Source organism: Streptomyces sp. NPDC054047 (assembly GCF_055585065.1).
This window is the reverse complement of record NZ_JBVJKV010000014.1, coordinates 12,429-32,771: the sequence shown is the minus strand read 5'-3', so window position 1 is coordinate 32,771 and position 20,343 is coordinate 12,429. Positions and strand designations below refer to the sequence as shown.

Here is a 20,343-nt window from a genome sequence, read left to right as displayed (position 1 = left end):
CTTGGCGATGGCTTTACTCGCAGGTCGTTCCGGCGGCCGTGTTGCCCCGGAATGTGGGAGCGGGGCTCGGCGTATGGGAAGGGTCGTCCGGCTTCTCGTCGCTGTCGTACTCGTCGGGGTCCTCGTAGCCCTCGGCCTGTTCGTCGAGAGGGGTCGTTTCGGGCTCCTCGCGCGTCACTTGAAGGGGTGCGTCCGTTCGGATGCGGGTGAAAAGTTCGTCCGCCGCGGGCTCCACGAGTTCATCCCGATTGGCGTCGTAGACATAGGACCGCCGGGGCACCGTGAGGAACTGCACCTGTTCTGTGGGGATGTTGCGCATGCCGCGCACCAGTTCGTACAAACCACGCAAACTCGCTAGTGCCGGGTCCGTGGTCAGTGAGGAAGTGGCCGCGTCGAGAACCGGATAGAGCTTCGCCGGATTGAGCAGGACGTCATTGCTCTGCACCTTGTTGACGAGCGCCGCGAGGAACTGCTGCTGGCGGTCCATCCGGTCGGTGTCGCTGCCGTTGCCGATGCTCTTGCGGGCCCGCACGTAACCGAGCGCCTGCTCGCCGTCGAGGGTGTGCCGGCCCGCGGGGAGCTTGAGCCGCGCGGCCTTGTCGTTGATCGGCTTCTTGAGGCAGACCCGTACGCCGTCGACGGCGTCGACCATGTCCTTGAACCCGGCGAAGTCCACGACCATGTGGTGATCGATGCGGATCTTCGTCATCTTCTCGACCGTACGGATGGTGCAGGCGGTCCCGCCGAACTGGAACGCCCAGTTGAACTGCGCGAACTGGGCCCGCGTCCGCGTTCCGTCGGGCCTGCGGCAGCGGGGCAGGTCCACCATCACGTCCCGCGGGATCGACACCGCGGTCGCGCTCTGCCGGTCGGCCGCCAGGTGCAGCAGGATCGTGGTGTCCGAGCGCTGGGTGCCCGGGTCGCGCCCGTACTTCTTGTTGCCCCGGCCCGAACGGGTGTCGGAGCCGATGAGCAGGATGTTCTGCGCGTCGTGCACCAGCGGCGTCGGGCGCTCCTTCTCGAAGCGCGCCAGCTCCGCCGCGGCGTCGGTGTCCTCGGTGATGTTGCCGTCGAGCTTGTTGTAGACCGCCCATCCGGCGCCCCCGGCGACCAGCACGAGCCCGGCCGCCCCCATGGCCGTCCACCGCAGCCAGCGCCGCCTGCGCCGGGCGACGCCCGCACCCGTGGGGCTCGAGCCCGCGCCGGGTGCGTACGTGGCCAGCGGCTCAGGCGGGGTGCCGTCCGGGTCCGGGCGATCCGGTCCGGCGGGCATGCCTGCGGTGTCGGGCACGTGTACGGCCACCCCTCATAGCGACGTCGGTGCATGGTGCGCTCCTACGACCATGGACCGACGTGACGCCGGGGGCCTGCGGGCCAGGGGCTCGCGTGGGCCGAACGGGGGAGGGTGAGGGCGGGCGAGGGAGGGCGGGGGCGCGCTACTTCGCGGTCGTGGTGACCCGCTCGTCCTCGACCCGCTTGGCGAGTCCGTCCTCGGAGAGCTGGTCGAGGTGGCGGCAGAGCACCACGGAGCCGCCCGCCGCCAGCGGGGCGTACAGACCGGAGCTCAGCCCCTCCCAGGTGTCGTACGACAGACCGGAGAGCAGCCGGGAGCCGGGCGCGAGCCCCAGCGCGGCGGCGTCGGCGCGGGCCCGCTCCACCAGCTCCGCACCCGTCAGCTCGCCCGCGCCGCCGACGGCGAGCGCGGGCTCGTCCGGGTCCACGGGGGCGTACGGAGCGAAACGGTCGCCCTGGCTCGGCACCTCGACCGCGTAGTCCGCGAAGCCGTCGGGGGCCTGCGGGAAGCGCCCGCCGAGCGGCCGGAGCGCGAGCGCCACCCGCTCCCCGGAGCAGGCCCGCGCCGCGTCGAGCGAGACGGGCCCGCTGACCACGAGATCGGCGCCCGCCGGGTCGCCGCCCACGTCCGCGACGACCCCGACGGACGAACAGGCGAGCAGCCAGACCGCCGTCTGCCAGTGCGCGGGCAGCAGCAGCGCGAGCCGGTCGCCGGGCTGCGCGGCGAGATCGTCCTGGAGCAGATTGGCGGTCTTGGCCACCCAATTGGCGAAGGTGGCCACGGACAATTCGACGCGCTCGCCCGTGGCGTCGTCGTAGAAGGTGATGAGCGGGCGGCCCGGGTCCGCGGCGAGCGCGGATCGCAGCAGGTCGGCAGGGGTGCGGTCGGTGGCGTTCACGGGCGCAAGGGTACGCGGCTGCCCTGGTGCCCCCGGGTGTGGCGGGGGAGGGAGGGCCACCGGTTCGGCGGACACGAACAGACGGTCCGTCAATTCCGCAATGGACAGATGCGTTCGGCTATGCGAACTATCGGTTGTATGCGTGGATTTCTAGCTTCCTCGATCGGCGTCACGTGCGCGGCCGCCCTGGCCCTTCCCCTCACCCTGCCGTCGTCCGGCGCTCGCGCCGCGACCCCGGCCGCGGAGTCCCCGGCGGGGCGATCCGCGGAATCGGTCCCCGGCAGCACCCAGTCCCTCCCGCTCACCCCACTCGGCGCCGACCGCTCCGGCGGCGGCGCGTCCCACGAACAGGGCCTGCTCCAGCGCGAGGTCCGGCCCTTCTCCCTCGTCGGCGTCGTCTGGGACGACCCGGACGACGAACTGCACGGCAGCGTCCAGGTCCGCACCCGGGCCAGCGACACCGGCACCTGGTCCGGCTGGCAGCCCGTGGAGACGCACAACCACGAGCACGCCGCCGACCCCGACGCCCCCGAGCGCGCGTCGGGCCGGGTCCGCGGCTCCACGGCACCGCTGTGGGTCGGCGACTCGGACGGCGTCGAGATCCGCGTACGGGGCGAGGCGGATCAGCACCGCGCGAGCGCGGGGTCGCCCGCCGGGCAGGCCCTTCCGGCGGGCCTGCGCCTCGAACTCGTCGACCCCGGCGCCGACCCGCCCCCGCAGGGCTCCGTGCCCGAGGGCCCCGGCACCACGGTCATGACCGCCGAGAGTGCCGCCTCCTCCGCGGTCAACGCGGACCTCGCCCCGATGGGCGCCGCCGTCATCCCCGCGCTCAGCAAGAAGGAGACGGAGGCCGACCTCATCGCGGCCCGTGGGGGACCGCAGGACGCCGCGGGGAAGGCCAGGCCCTACGTGGGCCCCCGGCCGCGCATCATCACGCGCAAGGGCTGGGGCGCGGACGAGAAGCTCCGCGAGAAGCAGTTCGGGTACTCCAAGACGGTGAAGGCCGCCTTCGTGCACCACAGCGCGACCGGCAACAACTACCGCTGCTCACAGGCGGGCTCCGTCCTGCGCAGTATCTACCGCTACCACGTCAAGAGCAGCGGCTGGCGTGACTTCGGCTACAACTTCGCGGTCGACAAGTGCGGAAACATCTACGAAGGCCGTGCCGGAGGTGTGGCCAAGCCCGTCCTCGGGGCCCACACTCTCGGTTTCAACACCAACAGCATGGGCATCGCCGTCCTCGGCAGCTTCGGCTACTCCGCCCCGCCCGCGGCCGCCGTGAACGCCATCGCCCGGCTGACGGCGTGGAAGCTCGGCCTGTACGGCGCGAACCCGCGAGGAACGACCTATCTGAAGTCCGGGGGTGGCAATCTCTACAAGAAGGGCAGGAACGTCCGGCTCCACGTGATCTCCGGGCACCGTGACGGCTTCGCCACGGAATGCCCCGGCAGTCGCCTGTACAAGAAGCTGGGCAAGGCCCGGTCCAGCTCGGCCCGCTACCAGGGCCGCTGAGGCCGGGGCGCCCGCGACCGGTACCACGGGGCACACCGCACGACCCGCACAGCGCACTGCACGATCTGCAAAGCCATCTGCATACACTGGCCGGCCGCGACTCAAGTTCGGCCGGCCCCAGCAGGAAGCAGAGACGACAGGTGACAGAAGCGATCCTCCTGGTCGGCGGCAAGGGAACCCGGCTGCGTCCGCTCACGGTGCACACCCCCAAGCCGATGGTTCCGGCGGCGGGCGTCCCGTTCCTCACCCACCAGCTGGCGCGCGCCCGCGCGGCAGGCGTGGACCACATCGTCCTGGCGACCTCGTACCTCGCCGAGGTGTTCGAGCCGTACTTCGGGGACGGCTCGGCGCTCGGCCTCCACATCGAGTACGTCACGGAGACCGAGCCCCTGGGGACGGGCGGCGCGATCCGCAACGTGGCGTCGCGCCTCACGTCGGGCCCCGACGACCCGGTCCTGATCTTCAACGGCGACATCCTCACGGGCCTGGACATCCGCGCCCTGGTCGCGACGCACGAGGAGTCGGGGGCGGACGTCTCCCTGCACCTGACGAAGGTCACCGACCCCCGCGCGTTCGGCCTGGTGCCGACCGACGCGACGGGCAGGGTGCAGGCCTTCCTGGAGAAGCCGCAGACCCCCGAAGAGATCGTCACCGACCAGATCAATGCGGGGGCGTACGTGTTCCGCCGCTCGGTCATCGACACGATCCCGGTGGGCCGCCCGGTCTCGGTCGAGCGCGAGACGTTCCCCGACCTCCTGGCCGCCGGAGCCCACCTCCAGGGCATGGTCGACTCGACGTACTGGCTGGACCTGGGCACGCCCCAGGCCTTCGTACGCGGCTCCGCCGACCTGGTCCTCGGCCGCGCCCCGTCCCCCGCGGTCCCCGGCCGCTGCGGCGACCGCCTGGTCCTGCCGACCGCCACGGTCGCCCCGGACGCGAAGCTCACCGGCGGCACGGTGATCGGCGACGACGCGGTGATCGGCGAGGGCGCACGGGTGGACGGCAGCACGGTCCTGTCCGGCGCGGTCGTCGAACCGAACGCGGTGATCACCGACTCCCTGATCGGCGCGGGCGCGAGGGTGGGCGCACGCACGGTCCTGGCAGGCGCGGTGATCGGCGACGGCGCGGACGTAGGCCCGGACAACGAACTGCGCGACGGAGTACGGGTGTGGTGCGGGGCGAGGCTGCCGGCGGGGTCGGTGCGGTTCTCGTCGGACCAGTAGTTCTTTTTCGCGCGGGGCAGCGAGGTCTTCAGCCTGGACCGGCGGATAATTTCAGCCCGTCCGGCGTCTGAGGACGAGCTCGGCGGAGCCGGTGATGGCGGTGCGCAGGGCTTCGGGACAACCGGTCCTCGGGGTGGGGCGGGCTGCTCTTCAGCCCGTCCGGCGTCTGGGGACCAGCTCGGCGGAGCCGGTGATGGACGGCGACCAAGGCCCCCGCGCCGGAGCGGGTTTTCGGGAAGGGGCGGGGTAGGGGAGAAAACCCCCTACCCTCGTACAGATGTCATCCCGTTTCGCCCCCCGCCCCACCCGCACCACCGTGCGCGGCGGCGAAACGGCGATCCCCCAGGGCACGCCCCGCCTGGCGACGGCGGCGCGGACCCGCACCTGGACCCCGCCCCACCCCCTGAACCTGGGCCTGACCCTGGGCCCCCTCCGCAGGGGCCCCGCGGACCCCACCTTCCGCGCCACCCCCGACGGCTCGGCCTGGCGGGCGAGCCGCACCCCGGCGGGCCCCGGCACCCTCAGGGTGGCCTTCCGCACGAAGGCGAACACGGTGGAAGCAGAGGCCTGGGGCCCAGGAGCCGGCTGGCTCCTGGACCAGCTCCCGGACCTCCTGGGCGGGTCCGACACCCCGGAGGACTTCACCCCCCGCCACCGCCTGCTCGCAGCGACAGCGCACCGCCGCCCGGGCCTGCGCCTCCTGCGCACGGGCCTGGTCCTGGAGTCCCTGATCCCGTCGATCCTGGAGCAGAAGGTCACGACGGACGAGGCGTACCGCGCCTGGCGCCTCCTGGTCCGCAAGTACGGCGAACCGGCACCGGGCCCGGTCCCCGCCCAGCTCCGCATGCACGTCATGCCGGACCCGAGGACCTGGACCCTGATCCCGTCCTGGGAGTGGCACAAGGCGGGCGTGGACGACAAACGCGCCTCGACGATCCTGCGGGCGGCACGAAGGGCCGCGCGCATGGAGGAGGCGGCCACGATGTCCCCGCCCGAAGCCCAGGCACGCCTGGAGCTGATCCCGGGCATCGGCCCCTGGACGTCGGCGGAGACGGTCCAGCGCAGCAACGGCGCCCCGGACGCGGTCACGGTGGGCGACCTGCACCTGCCGGGAATCGTCGGCCACGCGCTCGCGGGCGACCGTACGGCGGACGACGAGGAGATGCTGCGGCTCCTGGCCCCCTACGAGGGCCAGCGCCACCGGGCGGCCCGCCTGATCCTCCTGAGCGGCCGCACCCCGGCCCGCAGGCAGCCACGTATGCCGGTGGGGGACATCGCGGCGCTGTAGGACACCGACGCGGGGCCGGTGTCCACGGAAGCCGGGGCCGGCGTCAACGCACCTGGATGAAGTCCTCCGCGTCCCGCGCGGGCCGAGCGCCGGGCTCGACCGCGGAGTGGCCCACAGCCACGGCTCCCATCGGGTCCCACGACTGCGGGAGCCCCAGAACGTCCCGTACGACATCCCGGCAGAACATCGTCGACGAAACCCACGCGGAGCCCAGCCGCTCCCCGGCGAGCGCGACCAGGAAGTTCTGCACCCCGGCCCCGGCCGCGACCACGAACATCTCCCGCTCGGCCGCGTCCCGCCGCTCGTCCCCGTACGTGTGGGAGCCGTCCATGACGAGGCAGGGCACCACCAAGTAGGGGGCCCTGCGCAGCACATCACCGCGCCGCACCCGCTTGGCGACGGACTCCGCGGACTTGCCGTCCTTCTGGAGATCGGCGATCCACGCGTCCCGCATCGCGTCGAGCAGCCGCACCCGCGCGTCCTCGGACTCCAGCAGGACGAACCGCCACGGCGTCGTGTGATGCGGCGCGGGCGCGGTCACCGCCGCCGCCACGGCCCGCCGCACGGCCCCGGGGTCGACCGGCTCGTCCGTGAACTCCCGCACGGTCCGCCGCTGCGTCACCGCTTCCCGCACGGCCTCGGACGTGCCGAGCCGGAACATGTCGTCACGTGAGTCGCGCACCATGACCCGGGCGCCATCGCCGGTCTCCCCGACGACGTGCGGCAGCCCGCGGACCACCGCGACCGGCAGTCCGCCGGCCTTCCCCTTGACCAGATCCCCCGCGGCGGCCAGCTCGTCCGCGGTGGCGACGACCGTCGCGCTCAGCGGATTGCCGTACGCGTCGAACCCGCCCCGCAGATCGTCCAGGACCCGCACGCCCGCCGCCCCGATGGCGACATCCGTCAGGCCGTTGCGCCAGGGCCGCCCGAAGGTGTCCGTGACCACGACTCCCACGTCCACCCCCAGCGCGTCCCGCAGCCCGTCCCGCACCGCGCGCGCGGACGCGTCGGCGTCCTCGGGCAGCAACAGGACGGTCCCGGCAGGCGTGTTCGAGGCGTCGACACCGGCGGCGGCCATCACCAGGCCCTGCCGGTTCTCGACGATGCGCAGCGTCCCGCGCCGCGCCACGACCCGCACGGTCTCCGCGTCGATGGCCGCCTCGCGGTCACCCGCCTCGACGATCCGCCCCTCGGCCTTGCTGACGATCTTCGAGGTGACCAGGAGTACGTCGCCGTCGGCGAGGCCCGGCTCCGCCGCGGCGATCAGCTTGGCGAGGTCGTCCCCCTGCCGCACCTCGGGCAGCCCGGGAACGGCCCACACACGGAACGACGGCGAAGAGCCGGCAGCGGACCCGGCCTCGGAGGAACTCACGCCCGCACCTCCTCCGCGAGGGCGAGCGCCGCACGCGCCATCTCGGCGGTCGCGTCCACGTCGCTCATCATCAGCGGAATCGCCCGGCACTGGATGCCCGCCGACTCGACCCGCTCCACGACCCCGGCGTCCACGGTGTCGACGAGCCAGCCGTCGAGCAGCCCGCTTCCGTAGTGCTCGGCGACCGCGGCGGCCGTCGTCTCCACGCCCACCGCGGCGAGCACCTTGTCGGCCATGCCCCGCACGGGTGCGTCCCCGACGATGGGGGAGAGCCCGACGACGGGCACGCCCGCGTCGGCGATGGCCTCGCGGATGCCCGGCACGGCGAGGATCGTCCCGACGCTCACCACGGGGTTGGACGGCGGGAAGATCACGACGTCCGCGTCGGCGATCGCCTCCAGGACGCCGGGTGCCGGCTTGGCCTGGTCCGCGCCGACCGGCACGATGGCGTGCGCGTCCACGGAGGCCCGCAGCCGCACCCAGTACTCCTGGAAGTGCACGGCCTTCTGCTCGCCGTCGACCGTGACGGCGACATGCGTCTCGACACGGTCGTCCGACATCGGGATGAGCCGAACGCCGGGCTGCCACCGCTCGCAGAGCGCTTCCGTCACCGCGCTGAGCGGGAATCCGGCGGCGAGCATCTGCGTCCGCACGATGTGCGTGGCGAAGTCGCGGTCGCCGAGCCCGAACCACTCGGGCCCCACGCCGTACGCCGCGAGCTCTTCCTTGACCTTGAACGTCTCGTCCGTACGCCCCCAGCCCTGCTCTTCGTTGATGCCGCCGCCGAGGGTGTACATCACGGTGTCGAGGTCGGGGCAGACCTTGAGCCCGAACAGGTGGATGTCGTCACCGGTGTTGCCGATGACGGTGATGTCCGCGTCAGGCGCGGCTTTCTTGAGCCCGCGGAGGAAACGGGCGCCGCCGATACCGCCGGCCAGGACCACAATGCGCATGGCACCAAGCATGTCAGGCAGGTACGACAGTGCGTCAGGCGGTTACGACATCTCCGGCCGCCGGAGCGGTGGCCCGCTCGCCGCACTGCGCCGCGTGCATCGGCATGTCGGTCAGGCCGGGGTAGTAGATGTGCAGGCTGACGGCCGGTTCCAGGGAGTCGTTGACCACGTCGTGCACGTACCCGGGCGCGAACACGCGCTGGGACCCGGCGTCGAGCGCGCGCTGCCCGCGCTCCGTACGCTCCGTCAGTTCACCCTCCAGGACCGTGAGTACGCCGGAGGAGCGGCCGTGGTCGTGCGGTCCACTGCCCTGTCCGGGCACCCAGGAGAGCAGCCAGACCTCGTAACCGGGGCCCGTGCGCAGGCGGTGGTACCAGCGGCTCGTCGCGTCGTACTCGACGAGGTGGGACCACTGTGCGCGGTCGGCCGCGATGGTGCGGGCCAGGCCGACGAACTCGGCCACGGTGGCCGGGTGCTCGCGGGCGGGCTGCAGGAGGTGCGTGACTTCGAGGATGTCGCCGGCGATCTGGAGGTCGCTGTCGCTGTTCATGGTGCGGTGGTTCCTCAACGTGAGAGTGCTGGGGTGTCGCGCGGAAGGTGGAGCGGGGAGGTGCTCGACAACAAGCCGGAAGGCTTCAGACGATTGCTCGGGCGGTGAAGGGCCGGAGCGGGCTCAACAGCTGGAAGCGGTGTGGCTCAACAGCTGGAACAGGAACAGCGACAGCGCGCGTGGGCAGCACCGAGGAGCCCGCTGGTGCGGGTCGTCGAGAGTGCCAAGTTTGCGAGCATGCCCACTAGAACAGCGGCTCACACCTTCCCTGTCAACTCTATGTCCGCTATGTGGGATATGTTTCACCTCATCCGGTTGTTCTCTCAGGTGAAAGGTTTGTGCACCGGGCTCACGGGACACATCGCGCTTCAACCGGCGCGTAAACCCCGGCGTGATCTCGTGACCCGAATGTGATCCCCTTCGCTTCGGTGGACCGGTCGCAACGGGATCGATCTCCGTGACGTCCTTCCCTGATGAGGGCGGCCGCGGGGCGCCTCGGGATGGGCCACTGGCAAGTGTCAGGGTTTATGCCGATTTGAACACTTTCCGCATTACCTTGGTTCCGCAGGGTGAATAAGGGGCCCAATAGCAGATCTCGGCTTGACTGGCCCGGATCGGCACACTTGTAATTTCACTCGTGTCGTTCAGCCGAAATCGGTAACGGCAAGCACCACGGGGACGCACAGACAGACGAGGGGCGCACATGACCGAGCTGGTTCAGGAACTGCTGGTCGAGGACGCGGACGAGGAACTCGGCTGGCAGGAGCGCGCGCTGTGCGCCCAGACCGATCCCGAGTCCTTCTTCCCCGAGAAGGGCGGCTCCACGCGAGAGGCCAAGAAGGTCTGTCTCGCCTGCGAGGTTCGCTCGGAATGCCTTGAGTACGCACTGGCGAACGACGAGCGGTTCGGAATCTGGGGCGGCCTTTCGGAGCGCGAACGGCGCCGTCTGAAGAAGGCCGCCGTCTGAACACCAGCTGGTTCTGCCCGACCATCCGCCCGACCAAACGGCACACACCCCTACGTAAGGAACAGCCCGTCGCCCGTGGGTTATCCACAGGCGGCGGGCTGTTGTGATGCCAGCCGTTAGTGTGGGGCCCCGTCCGAGACGCCCCGGCGCCCCCATGAAGCGCAGGCGTCCACCGCAGTCCATCGAACCGGGGCCCGTACCTCGATGTCCGTGCACAGCCATCCGGCAGCCAGTCACCACGACGCTGCCGCCCCTGAGTTCCCGCGGCACGTCGTCACCGCCGTGATCGTCTCCCACGACGGCGCCCGCTGGCTGCCCGACGCCCTCGCCGGCCTGCTCGGCCAGGAGCGCCCGGTGCAGAACGCCGTGGCCGCGGACACCGGCAGCGCGGACGACTCCGCCCGCCTGGTCACCGAGGCACTCGGCCCCGACCGCGTCCTGCACCTGGCCCGGCGCTCCGGCTTCGGCACCGCCGTCGACGAGGCCAACCGCACCGCCGGCGTGCTGACCCCGGAAGAGCTGCCCTATCTGAAACGCCCCAGCGGCTGGGACCCGGTCAGCCGGTCCTGGCGCGACGACGCCTACGACCTGCCCGACCTGCCGCACGGCGAGCCCGAGCAGTGGCTGTGGCTGCTGCACGACGACTGCGCGCCCGAGCCGGGCGCCCTCGCCGAGCTGCTCCGGGTGGTGGAGAACGAACGCGAGGTCGGCAAGGACGTCGCCATCGTCGGCCCCAAGCTGCGCGGCTGGTACGACCGCCGCCAACTCCTTGAGGTCGGCGTCTCGATCGCCAACAGCGGCCGCCGCTGGACCGGCATCGACCGCCGCGAACAGGACCAGGGCCAGCACGACCACGTACGGCCCGTCCTCTCCGTGTCCACCGCCGGCATGCTGATCCGGCGTGACGTCTTCGACGAACTGGGCGGCTTCGACCGGCGCCTGCCGCTCATGCGGGACGACGTCGACCTGTGCTGGCGCGCGCAGAACGCGGGCCACCGCGTCCTCGTCGCCCCCGAAGCCGTCGTCCGGCACGCCGAGGCCTCCTCGCGCGAGCGCCGCACCGTCGACTGCGTCGGCCGTACGTCGACGTCGCCGCACCGCGTGGACAAGGCGGGCGCCGCCTACACCCTGCTCGTCAACGCGCGTACGGCCGTGCTGCCCTGGGTGCTCTTCCGGCTCGTGGTGGGCACCCTGCTGCGCACCGTCGCCTATCTGGTCGGCAAGGTCCCCGGCCAGGCCGTCGACGAGGTCGCCGGGCTCCTGGGGACGCTGCTGCGGCCCGGACGGATCGTCAGCGCCCGCAAGCAGCGCGGCAAGTCGGCGCTCGAACCGGCCGAGATGCGGCCGCTCTTCCCGCCGCCCGGCGCCACCGTGCGCGCCACCGTCGAACAGGTCGCCGGCAATGTCGTCGGCCGCTCCGACCCCGAGGCCGTCACCGGCGCGGGCCGGCACGGCGCCGTCGAGTCGGGACCCGGCGGGGACGACGCGGACTTCCTCCAGGTCGAGCAGTTCGCACGGCTCAAGCGCGTGGCCCGCAAGCCGGGACCGATGCTCTTCGTGGTGCTCCTGTTCGTCTCGCTCATCGCCTGCCGCGAACTCCTCGGCGGCGGCGCGCTCGCGGGCGGCGCGCTGCTGCCCGCACCCGGCGACTCCTCCGGCCTCTGGGCGCGCTATCTGGATGCCTGGCACCCCGTGGGGACCGGCGGCACGCAGTCGGCGCCGCCCTACCTCGCGCTCGTCGCGGGGCTCAGCACCCTGATGTTCGGGTCCACCGGGCTCGCGGTCACGGTGCTCCTGGTCGGCTCGGTGCCGCTGGCCGGCTTCGCCGCCTACTTCGCCTCACGGCCGCTGGTCGAGTCGCGCCTGCTGCGCGCCTGGGCCTCGGTCGCCTACGCCTTCCTGCCGGCCGCCACGGGCGCGCTCGCGGGCGGGCGCATCGGCACCGCCGTCCTCGCGGTCCTGCTGCCGCTCATGGCGCGCGCGGGCATCGCCGCGAGCGGACTGTCCTCTTCGGAGGGCACGCGCGGCAGCTGGCGCGCCTCGTGGGCGTTCGCCCTGCTCCTGACGATCACCACCGCCTTCACGCCGATCATCTGGCCCATCGCCGTGGTGCTCGGCCTCGCGCTCCTCGTGGTCCGCAGGGGCGACATCACGGCGTACGGCCTGCGCTTCCTCGCCGCGCTCGGCACCCCGCTGCTGATCCTCGCGCCCTGGTCGCTCTCGCTGCTGCCCTTCGGCTTCTTCGGTGAGGCGGGCCTGGAGTTCGGCACCGGCTCGGCGACCGGGCTCGATCTGCTCGGCGGCAGCCCCGGCGGCCCCGGGACCGTGGACGGGCTGCTGCTCATCGGCATCGTGCTCGCCGCCCTTGCCGCGCTCCTTCGTACCGAGCGGCAGCTCGCCGTCCGTACCGCCTGGGTCGTCGCGCTGGTCTCGCTGGTCTTCGCGGCTCTCTCGAACGGCTCGGCGTGGGCGGGCCCCGCCACCCTCGGGTACGGCATCGCGCTCCTTGCCGCCGCCGCGCTCGGCGCCGACGGCGCACGCACGCGTGTCGCCGAGCAGAGCTTCGGCTGGCGCCAGCCGGTCGCCGTCCTCATCGCCTTCGCGGCGGCCGCCGGGCCGCTGCTCGTCGCCGCCGGATGGATGATCCGCGGCGCCGACGGCCCCCTGGAGCGGCGCGACCCGGTGCAGGTGCCCGCGTTCGTCGCCGAGGAGAGCGGCACGCAGGACCAGGCCCGCACGCTCGTCCTGGACAGCGAGTCGGCCGCCCAGGTGTCGTACACGCTCGTCCGCGGCTCGGGTGCCCGGCTCGGAGACGCCGAACTCGCCGACGCGGGCGGCTCGAACCGGAGCCTCGACAAGATCGTCGCCCGGCTCCTCGCGGGCTCCGGCGCCGACCAGGCCGACCAGCTCGGCGGCTTCGCCGTGCGCTACGTCCTCGTACGCGACGGCGCGCCCCGCCAGATGAGCCGCACCCTGGACTCCACCCCCGGCCTCACCCGGCTCAGCCAGGAGGACGGCAGCGCCCTGTGGCGCGTGGACCGGCAGGTCTCGCGCGCCGCGATCGTGCCCGAGTCCGGCGATCCGATGCCGGTGGCCGCGGGCCCCGTCGAGCTGCACACGAACATCCCGGCGGGCGACGAGGGCCGCACCCTGCGGCTCGCCGACGCGGCCGACGACGGCTGGACGGCGACCCTGGACGGCACCCCGCTGACCAGGACCACCCTGGACGGCTGGGCGCAGGGCTTCGACCTGCCCGCGACGGGCGGCCGTCTGGACGTCACGTACGACGCGCCCGCGAGCCACACGGGATGGCTGTGGGCCCAGGGCGCGCTCGCCGTGGTCCTGGTGGTCCTCGCCCTTCCGGGACGCCGCCGCGACGTGGACGACGACCTCCCCGACGAGCCCGTCGTCCCGGCCCAGCCGGTCGAGGGCGAGGGGCGCAGGGCCCGCAGGCTGCGGGCCGCGCAGGCCGAGCAGGAGGCCGCGCTGGAAGGCGCCGGGCAGGACGACGCCGGGCAGGACGACGCCGGTACGCCGCCCCCTCCTCCGGAGGAGGCCTACGCGGCGGTGCCCCATCAGCAGTCGTACGGCGAGTGGGAGGCCCCCGCCCACGCGGGCGCCGACCACGGCACGTACCAGGGCGAGCAGCAGTACCAGGACGCGCGGTACCCACAGGGCGGCTACGACCAGGGCGCGTACCAGGACCCCTACCAGGGCGGCCAGTACGACCCGTACGCCTACGGAGCGCAGGGCGGCGCCGAGCAGTACGGCCAGTCGTTCGACGCCACGTACGGTCAGCCCCCGATGCCGCCCCAGCCCCCGCAGCCGCCGCACGGCACCGACAGTGAGCGCCCCGACGGGAGCCAGCAGTGAACCGCACGACCCAGTCCCTGATCGCCGCGGTGGCCGCGCTCGCCGCCGTCACCGGATTCGCCGTGGCCAACGCCCCCGACGGCAGCGGAGACGACGGCGCGAAGGCGGCCGCGCGGCTGCCCGTCGAGCGCACCAGCCTGCTCTGCCCGGTGCCCAGTTCGTCCGACCTCGCCGAGACCTCGTACACGGCGTTCACGCCCAAGGGCGAGGGCTCCGGCGAGGCGGGCAGGGCGGAGCTGCTGCCTGCCACCAGGGCGTTGAAGGTCACGCCGGAGGACGCCCCCAGGGAAAAGAAGAAGGACGACAAGCCCTTCCTGACCTCGAAGACGCCGGGCAAGCCCGTCACCGGCGAGGAGTCCGGAGGGGAGTCGCCCGCGCTCCTGGGCACCGCCGACGGCACGCTGGCCCCGGGCTGGACCGTCCAGCAGACCACCAAGTACTCCGTGGGCAGCGGCCGCGGCCTCCAGGGCGCCAACTGCACGGCGCCCGACACGGACTTCTGGTTCCCGGGCGCGAGCACCGACAAGGACCGCAGCGACTACGTCCACCTGACCAACCCGGACGACACGGCGGCCGTCGTCGACGTCGAGCTGTACGGCTCGGACGGCGCCCTCAAGACCGAGGTGGGCGAGGCCATCCAGGTCCAGCCGCACTCCAGCGTCCCGGTGCTGCTGTCCACGCTCTCGCCCAAGGAGCACACCAACCTCACGATGCACGTGACCGCGCGCAGCGGCCGGGTGGCGGCCGCCGTGCAGTCGTCGGACGACAAGCTCGGCGGCGACTGGCTGCCCGCGTCCGCCGACCCCGCGAGCCGCCTGGTCCTGCCCGGCATCCCCAAGGACGCCACGTCCGTACGTCTGGTGGCCTTCGCGCCCGGCGCTGACGACGCCGACCTGAAGGTCCAACTGGCCGCGCCCAGCGGCTCGATCAGCCCGGCCGGACACGCGAACCTGCACGTCAAGTCCGGCATGACGACCGCCGTCGACCTCGGCGACGTCACCAAGGGCGAGGCGGGCTCCCTGCTCCTGACGCCCACCGACGACGCGGCGCCGGTGGTGGCCGCCCTGCGCGTCACCCGGGGCAAGGGCGTCGACCAGGAGACGGCGTTCATCCCCGCCACGAACCCGATCGGCATGCGCGCGACGGTGGCCGACAACCGCGCCAAGGGCTCCACGCTGTCCCTCGTCGCCCCCGGCAGGACCGGGAAGGTGAAGGTCACGGCGTCGGCGGGCACCGAGGGCGGTACGCCGACGAGCAAGACGTACACGGTCAAGGGCGGTACGACGCTGGGGATCAAGGCCCCGGTCCCGAGCGGCCTGAAGGGCACGTACGCACTCACGGTGGAACCGGTGTCGGGGGGCTCGGGGGGCTCGGGGGGTGACGTCTACGCCTCGCGCATGCTGGAGGAAGCGGAGGACGGCGTCCCGATGTTCACCGTGCAGACGCTGCCGGACGACAGGGGCACGGTGTCGGTGCCGAAGGCGGAGCAGGACCTGAAGGTGCTCCAGAAGTAGACGTAGCGGCGGGGAGGCCGGGAAGCCAGGGAAGCCGGGGAGGCTCAGTCTTCCCCGTATCTCGGGTCCACCGACTCGGGCGAGAGGCCGAGGAGCTCGGCGACCTGCTCGACCACCACTTCGTGGACGAGTGCGGCCCGGTCGTCCCGCCCCTTGGTGCGGATCTCCACCGGGCGCCGGTAGACGACCACCCGCGCGGGCCGCCCGTCGGCGGCCTCGATCGTGCCGCCCAGCGGTACGACGTCATCGCTCCAGTCGTCCTCGCCCGCGCCCCCGCCACGCCCCAGCGCGGGAACCTCGAGCACCAGGAACTCGATCTCGCTCAGCTGCGGCCACCGCCGCTCCAGGCGCTCCACGGAGTCCTGCACCAGGTCGGTGAAGACCTCGGCGCGGCTGGCGGACAGCGGCACCTGGGGAGGCGCCACGGGGCCGCGCATGCCCCTGCCGTGGCGGTCGCGGCGGCGGGGCCTCGGGTCTGCGGTGCGGGGCTGTACGGGGTCGTCCATCACTGACGAAGAGTAGTCCTCGAGATCGCCGTTCCCGCACAGCTTGACCCGGCTTTCACCTGGCTTCCGCAGGCTTTCCGCACGGCTTCCGGGTGGCGCGCGGGCGGCGTGCGTCCGGCGTGCGCCATGTCGTCCGATGACCGTTCCAGCCAGGCTTGGGCTCGATTCCGTATCTCTCCAGGACCGTCGATCTCGCGATGAATGACGGGATTTGCGCCACGTGGTGACCGGATTCAACACCACTGGACACTCAGGCCCCTTGTGTCACCGCAGGTCAGCGAGGCGCCGTGCGAAGGCGCCGTGGCGGGGATCACAGCACGACACGGTGGGGTGACCTCCCGGAGAGTCGTCGCGGCCCGCTCAAGAGTGCGGTACCGTCCAACATCGTGAGCCCTGTACGTCGCTGTTCGCGCACCGCTTGCGGCCGTCCCGCCGTCGCGACGCTGACGTACGTCTACGCCGACTCGACCGCGGTCCTCGGCCCCCTCGCCACCTACGCCGAACCCCACTGCTACGACCTGTGCGCCGAGCACTCCGAGCGCCTCACCGCGCCCCGCGGCTGGGAGGTCGTCCGCCTCGCCGACGCCTCCGGTCCGGCCCGCCCCAGCGGTGACGACCTCGAAGCGCTCGCCAACGCGGTGCGCGAGGCGGCACGCCCGCAGGAGCGCGCGGCGGAGGCCGGCGGTGCGGGCCCGCGCAGGGCCGACCCGATGGAGGTCGCGCGCCGCGGCCATCTGCGGGTGCTGCGCTCACCGGATTCCTGAGCGCCCCTCTTTCCGGACTTCCTGCTGCCCCTCCGCGAAGCCCCCTGTCGTTTATCGCTGAACAATTTCTCGCACACGACCCATTGACGTGCCCACGCCATCGACACGACCATTCCCCCACTCGTGAGAGATCACTTTCCGCATCACGGAAACCGGGGAGCCGTCCGTGTACGTGCAGCAGCTGGAGCCCGTGGCCGATTCGCTCGGCCTGTCCGCCCTCATCGCGACCCTGCCCCTCCTGACCGTCCTCGTCCTGCTCGGCGCCGTCCGCATGAAGGCCCACCACGCGGGACTCATCGGCCTGGCCGTCGCCGCCCTGGTCGCCTGGCTCGCGTACGGGATGCCGCTGGGCCAGACCGCCTCGGGCGCCGCGCAAGGTGCCCTCTTCGGGCTCTTCCCCATCCTGTGGATCGTCGTCAACGCCCTGTGGGTGTACCGGATGACCGTCCGCACCCGGCACTTCGACATCCTGCGCCGCTCCTTCGGACGGCTCTCGGACGATCCGCGCATCCAGGCACTCGTCGTGGCCTTCTGTTTCGGCGCGCTCCTGGAGGCGCTCGCGGGCTTCGGGGCGCCCGTCGCGATCTGCGCGGTGATGCTGGTGGCGCTCGGCTTCGACCCGGTCAAGGCCGCGGTCGTCGCCCTCGTGGCCAACACCGCGCCCGTCGCCTTCGGCGCCATGGGTACCCCCGTGGTGACGCTCGCGCAGGTCACCGGGCTTCCGCTGGACACCGTCGCCACGGTCGTCGGCCGCCAGACACCGCTGCTCGCCCTGGTGGTGCCGCTGCTCCTGGTCGGCCTGGTGGACGGGCGGCGCGGCCTGCGCGAGACCTGGGTGCCCGCCCTGGTGTGCGGATTCGCCTTCGCCGCGGCGCAGTTCGCCGCGTCCAACTACGTCTCCGCCCAGCTGGCCGACATCGGGGCGGCGTTGGCCGGCGCGGGCGCGCTGGTGGCGGTGCCCAGCGCCCGCAGGCCCGCCGCGGAGCCCGTACGCGTCGCGGTCCTCACCGGCGTACGCAGCGAGGACCTGGACCAGGACGACCCGCGCCCCGAGATCCTGCGCGCCTACGCCCCGTACGCGCTCATCGTCGCCATCTTCTCCGTCGCCCAAATCCCGCCGGTGAAGGACTTCTTGGCCAAGGCGACGCAGACCTTCGACTGGCCCTTCCTGAACGTCGCCGACCCGGACGGGGACCCGGTCGCGGGCAACCTCTTCTCGCTGCCGCTCGTCGCGACGGGCGGGACGCTCGTGCTGCTGGCCGGTGTGGGCACGGCGGCCGTCATCGGGGTGCACGCGCGCGTGGCGGTGCGGGAGTGGCTGGCGACCGTGCACGAACTGCGGTTCGCGATCCTCACCGTGACCTCGGTCCTCGCCCTCGCGTACGTGATGAACCTGTCCGGGCAGGCCGCCACCATCGGCCACTTCGTGGCGGCGGCGGGTGCGGGGCTCGCCTTCCTGTCGCCGGTGCTCGGCTGGTTCGGCGTCGCGGTCTCCGGCTCGGACACCTCGGCCAACGCGCTCTTCGGCGCGCTCCAGGTGACGGCCGCTCAGCAGTCCGGGCTCTCGCCCGAACTCCTCGCCGCCGCCAACAGTTCGGGCGGTGTGCTCGGCAAGATGATCTCTCCGCAGAACCTGACGATCGCGTGCGCGGCGGTCGGGCTCGCGGGCAAGGAGGGCGATCTGCTGCGCAAGGTGCTGCCCTGGAGCCTGGGGTTGTTGCTGGTGATGTGTCTGATCGTGGTGGGACAGAGCACGGTGGTGCTCGGCTGGATGCTGCCGTGAGGGGCCTGAGGTCAGCCCGAGGAGGTGAGCCCGAGGCCGGCCTGACGTCGCCCTGACGTCGGCCTGACGTCGGCCAGGAGGCGCCTTGGGGCCGCTCACAGCTGGTTGTCAGTCGTTGCGGGTAGTTTGGGTCACCGACGAGCACTCGTCGGTGTCGCTGAACTCGCAGAACCTGCAGAGAGGGTTGGCCGTGACTGCTGATCTGTCCCAGATCGTGAAGGCGTACGACGTGCGCGGGGTGGTCCCGGACCAGTGGGACGAGTCGCTTGCCGAACTGTTCGGCGCGGCCTTCGCGAAGGTGACGGGCGCGGACGCGATCGTGACCGGGCACGACATGCGGCCGTCGTCGCCCGGCCTCTCCCGGGCCTTCGCGCGCGGGGCCGCGGCGCTCGGCGTGGACGTCACGGAGATCGGCCTCTGCTCGACGGACCAGCTCTACTACGCGTCGGGTGCGCTGAACCTGCCGGGCGCGATGTTCACGGCCTCGCACAACCCCGCGCAGTACAACGGCATCAAGATGTGCCGCGCGGGCGCCGCCCCGGTCGGCCAGGACACCGGCCTCGCCGAGATCCGCGCCCTGGTGGAGGGCTGGTCGGAGTCCGGCGCCCCCGAGGCGGCGGCCACGCCCGGCACGCTCACGGAGCGGGACACCCTCAAGGACTACGCGGCGCACCTGCGCGGCCTGGTGGACCTGACCTCCATCCGCCCCCTGAAGGTCGTCGTCGACGCGGGCAACGGCATGGGCGGGCACACCGTCCCGACGGTCTTCGAGGGCCTGCCGCTCACGCTCGTACCGATGTACTTCGAGCTGGACGGCACGTTCCCGAACCACGAGGCCAACCCCCTCGACCCGAAGAACATCGTGGACCTCCAGCAGCGGGTGCGCGAGGAGGGCGCCGACCTCGGCATCGCCTTCGACGGCGACGCGGACCGCTGCTTCGTCGTCGACCAGAACGGCGACCCGGTCTCCCCGTCGGCCATCACCGCCCTGGTCGCCTCGCGCGAGCTCGCGCGCAACGGCGGCAAGGGCACGGTCATCCACAACCTCATCACCTCGTGGTCGGTCCCCGAGGTCGTGCGGGAGAACGGCGGCACGCCGGTCCGTACGCGGGTGGGCCACTCCTTCATCAAGGAGGAGATGGCCAAGACGGGCGCCATCTTCGGCGGCGAGCACTCGGCGCACTACTACTTCCGCGACTTCTGGAACGCGGACACGGGCATGCTGGCCGCGCTCCACGTCCTCGCGGCGCTCGGCGGCCAGGACGGCACGCTGTCGGCCCTCGTCGCGCAGTACGACCGCTATGCGGCGTCCGGCGAGATCAACTCCACGGTCGACGACCAGACGGCCCGCCTCGCGGCGATCAAGACCAAGTACGAGGCCGAGGAGGGCGTCACCATCGACGACCTGGACGGCCTCACGGTGACGGCCACGGACTGGTGGTTCAACGTCCGAGCCTCCAACACGGAACCGCTCCTGCGCCTGAACGTAGAGGCAAGGGACGAGGCCACGATGACCAGGGCCCGGGACGAGGCACTGGCCATCATCAGGGCCTGACCGAAGTCCTCGGCGACCGGGTGGGCGGGCGCTCCACCGCTCCCACCCACCCGGCCCGCGCGTTCGTGGGCGGGCGTTCTGGCGCTTCCATCCACCCGGTCCGCGTGTTTGTGGGCGGGCGTTCTGGCGCTTCCATCCACCCGGTCCGCGTGTTTGTGGGCGGGCGTTCCGGCGCTTCCATCCACCCGGTCCGCGTGTTCGTGGGCGGGCGTTCTGGCGCTTCCATCCACCCGGTCCGCGTGTTTGTGGGCGGGCGTTCTGGCGCTTCCATCCACCCGGTCCGCGTGTTTG

General features: G+C 72.4%; 15 protein-coding genes. 9 read left to right on the top strand and 6 right to left on the bottom strand.

The window, feature by feature from the left end:
• Positions 1-13: 13 nt before the first annotated feature.
• Entirely contained in the window at positions 14-1,291 is a 1,278-nt protein-coding gene (locus ACZ6ZP_RS37220; RefSeq protein WP_469410204.1) for an LCP family protein, read from the bottom strand.
• Positions 1,292-1,436: 145 nt separating this feature from the next.
• Positions 1,437-2,192 carry a TIGR03089 family protein gene (locus tag ACZ6ZP_RS37215; protein WP_351163186.1) on the bottom strand — a complete coding sequence of 252 codons (756 nt, stop codon included), beginning with the start codon at positions 2,190-2,192 and terminating at the stop codon, positions 1,437-1,439.
• Positions 2,193-2,330: 138 nt separating this feature from the next.
• On the opposite strand from ACZ6ZP_RS37215, the gene ACZ6ZP_RS37210 reads away from it, so the two are divergent.
• The 3 genes from ACZ6ZP_RS37210 to ACZ6ZP_RS37200 all read left to right on the top strand — a co-directional run bounded on the left by ACZ6ZP_RS37210 (position 2,331) and on the right by ACZ6ZP_RS37200 (position 6,215).
• The gene (locus tag ACZ6ZP_RS37210; RefSeq protein WP_366464264.1) at positions 2,331-3,704 is read left to right on the top strand and encodes a peptidoglycan recognition protein family protein; all 1,374 of its coding nucleotides are present in this window, start codon (positions 2,331-2,333) and stop codon (positions 3,702-3,704) included.
• Positions 3,705-3,844: 140 nt separating this feature from the next.
• A complete protein-coding gene (gene manB, locus ACZ6ZP_RS37205) occupies positions 3,845-4,927 on the top strand; it encodes a mannose-1-phosphate guanylyltransferase (protein WP_351163191.1) in 1,083 nt (360 codons plus the stop codon).
• Between the two features lie 277 nt (positions 4,928-5,204).
• Positions 5,205-6,215 carry a DNA-3-methyladenine glycosylase family protein gene (locus ACZ6ZP_RS37200; RefSeq protein WP_361471461.1) on the top strand — a complete coding sequence of 337 codons (1,011 nt, stop codon included), beginning with the start codon at positions 5,205-5,207 and terminating at the stop codon, positions 6,213-6,215.
• A gap of 43 nt (positions 6,216-6,258) precedes the next feature.
• On the opposite strand, the gene ACZ6ZP_RS37195 is transcribed toward ACZ6ZP_RS37200, so the two are convergent.
• Genes ACZ6ZP_RS37195 through ACZ6ZP_RS37185 form a run of 3 tightly spaced genes read right to left on the bottom strand, consistent with a single transcriptional unit; the run spans position 6,259 to position 9,090 of the window.
• On the bottom strand, positions 6,259-7,587 hold the full coding sequence (locus ACZ6ZP_RS37195; RefSeq protein ID WP_361471463.1) for a coenzyme F420-0:L-glutamate ligase: 1,329 nt from the start codon (positions 7,585-7,587) through the stop codon (positions 6,259-6,261).
• Entirely contained in the window at positions 7,584-8,540 is a 957-nt protein-coding gene (cofD, locus tag ACZ6ZP_RS37190; RefSeq protein ID WP_351163199.1) for a 2-phospho-L-lactate transferase, read from the bottom strand. The genes ACZ6ZP_RS37195 and cofD overlap by 4 nt, the downstream gene beginning before the upstream one ends.
• A 34-nt stretch (positions 8,541-8,574) precedes the next feature.
• Positions 8,575-9,090, bottom strand: a complete 516-nt coding sequence (locus ACZ6ZP_RS37185) for a cysteine dioxygenase (protein WP_351163201.1) — start codon at positions 9,088-9,090, stop codon at positions 8,575-8,577.
• Between the two features lie 703 nt (positions 9,091-9,793).
• Between ACZ6ZP_RS37185 and ACZ6ZP_RS37180 the strand changes: the two genes are divergently transcribed.
• The 3 genes from ACZ6ZP_RS37180 (at position 9,794) to ACZ6ZP_RS37170 (ending at position 15,444) form a co-directional block, all read left to right on the top strand.
• Positions 9,794-10,057, top strand: coding sequence for a WhiB family transcriptional regulator (locus tag ACZ6ZP_RS37180; protein ID WP_016642094.1), 264 nt, complete (start codon positions 9,794-9,796; stop codon positions 10,055-10,057).
• Positions 10,058-10,261: 204 nt separating this feature from the next.
• A complete protein-coding gene (locus ACZ6ZP_RS37175; protein WP_383827015.1) occupies positions 10,262-13,930 on the top strand; it encodes a glycosyltransferase family 2 protein in 3,669 nt (1,222 codons plus the stop codon).
• A complete protein-coding gene (locus ACZ6ZP_RS37170) occupies positions 13,927-15,444 on the top strand; it encodes a DUF5719 family protein (RefSeq protein WP_469410203.1) in 1,518 nt (505 codons plus the stop codon). The genes ACZ6ZP_RS37175 and ACZ6ZP_RS37170 overlap by 4 nt, the downstream gene beginning before the upstream one ends.
• 44 nt (positions 15,445-15,488) lie before the next feature.
• On the opposite strand, the gene ACZ6ZP_RS37165 is transcribed toward ACZ6ZP_RS37170, so the two are convergent.
• The gene (locus ACZ6ZP_RS37165) at positions 15,489-15,950 is read right to left on the bottom strand and encodes a metallopeptidase family protein (RefSeq protein WP_351163207.1); all 462 of its coding nucleotides are present in this window, start codon (positions 15,948-15,950) and stop codon (positions 15,489-15,491) included.
• A gap of 386 nt (positions 15,951-16,336) precedes the next feature.
• On the opposite strand from ACZ6ZP_RS37165, the gene ACZ6ZP_RS37160 reads away from it, so the two are divergent.
• The 3 genes from ACZ6ZP_RS37160 to ACZ6ZP_RS37150 all read left to right on the top strand — a co-directional run bounded on the left by ACZ6ZP_RS37160 (position 16,337) and on the right by ACZ6ZP_RS37150 (position 20,052).
• Positions 16,337-16,714, top strand: a complete 378-nt coding sequence (locus ACZ6ZP_RS37160; protein ID WP_351163209.1) for a DUF3499 domain-containing protein — start codon at positions 16,337-16,339, stop codon at positions 16,712-16,714.
• A gap of 166 nt (positions 16,715-16,880) precedes the next feature.
• A complete protein-coding gene (locus tag ACZ6ZP_RS37155; protein WP_469410202.1) occupies positions 16,881-18,497 on the top strand; it encodes an L-lactate permease in 1,617 nt (538 codons plus the stop codon).
• 190 nt (positions 18,498-18,687) lie between these two features.
• Positions 18,688-20,052, top strand: coding sequence for a phosphomannomutase/phosphoglucomutase (locus ACZ6ZP_RS37150; protein ID WP_366464262.1), 1,365 nt, complete (start codon positions 18,688-18,690; stop codon positions 20,050-20,052).
• Positions 20,053-20,343: the final 291 nt, after the last annotated feature.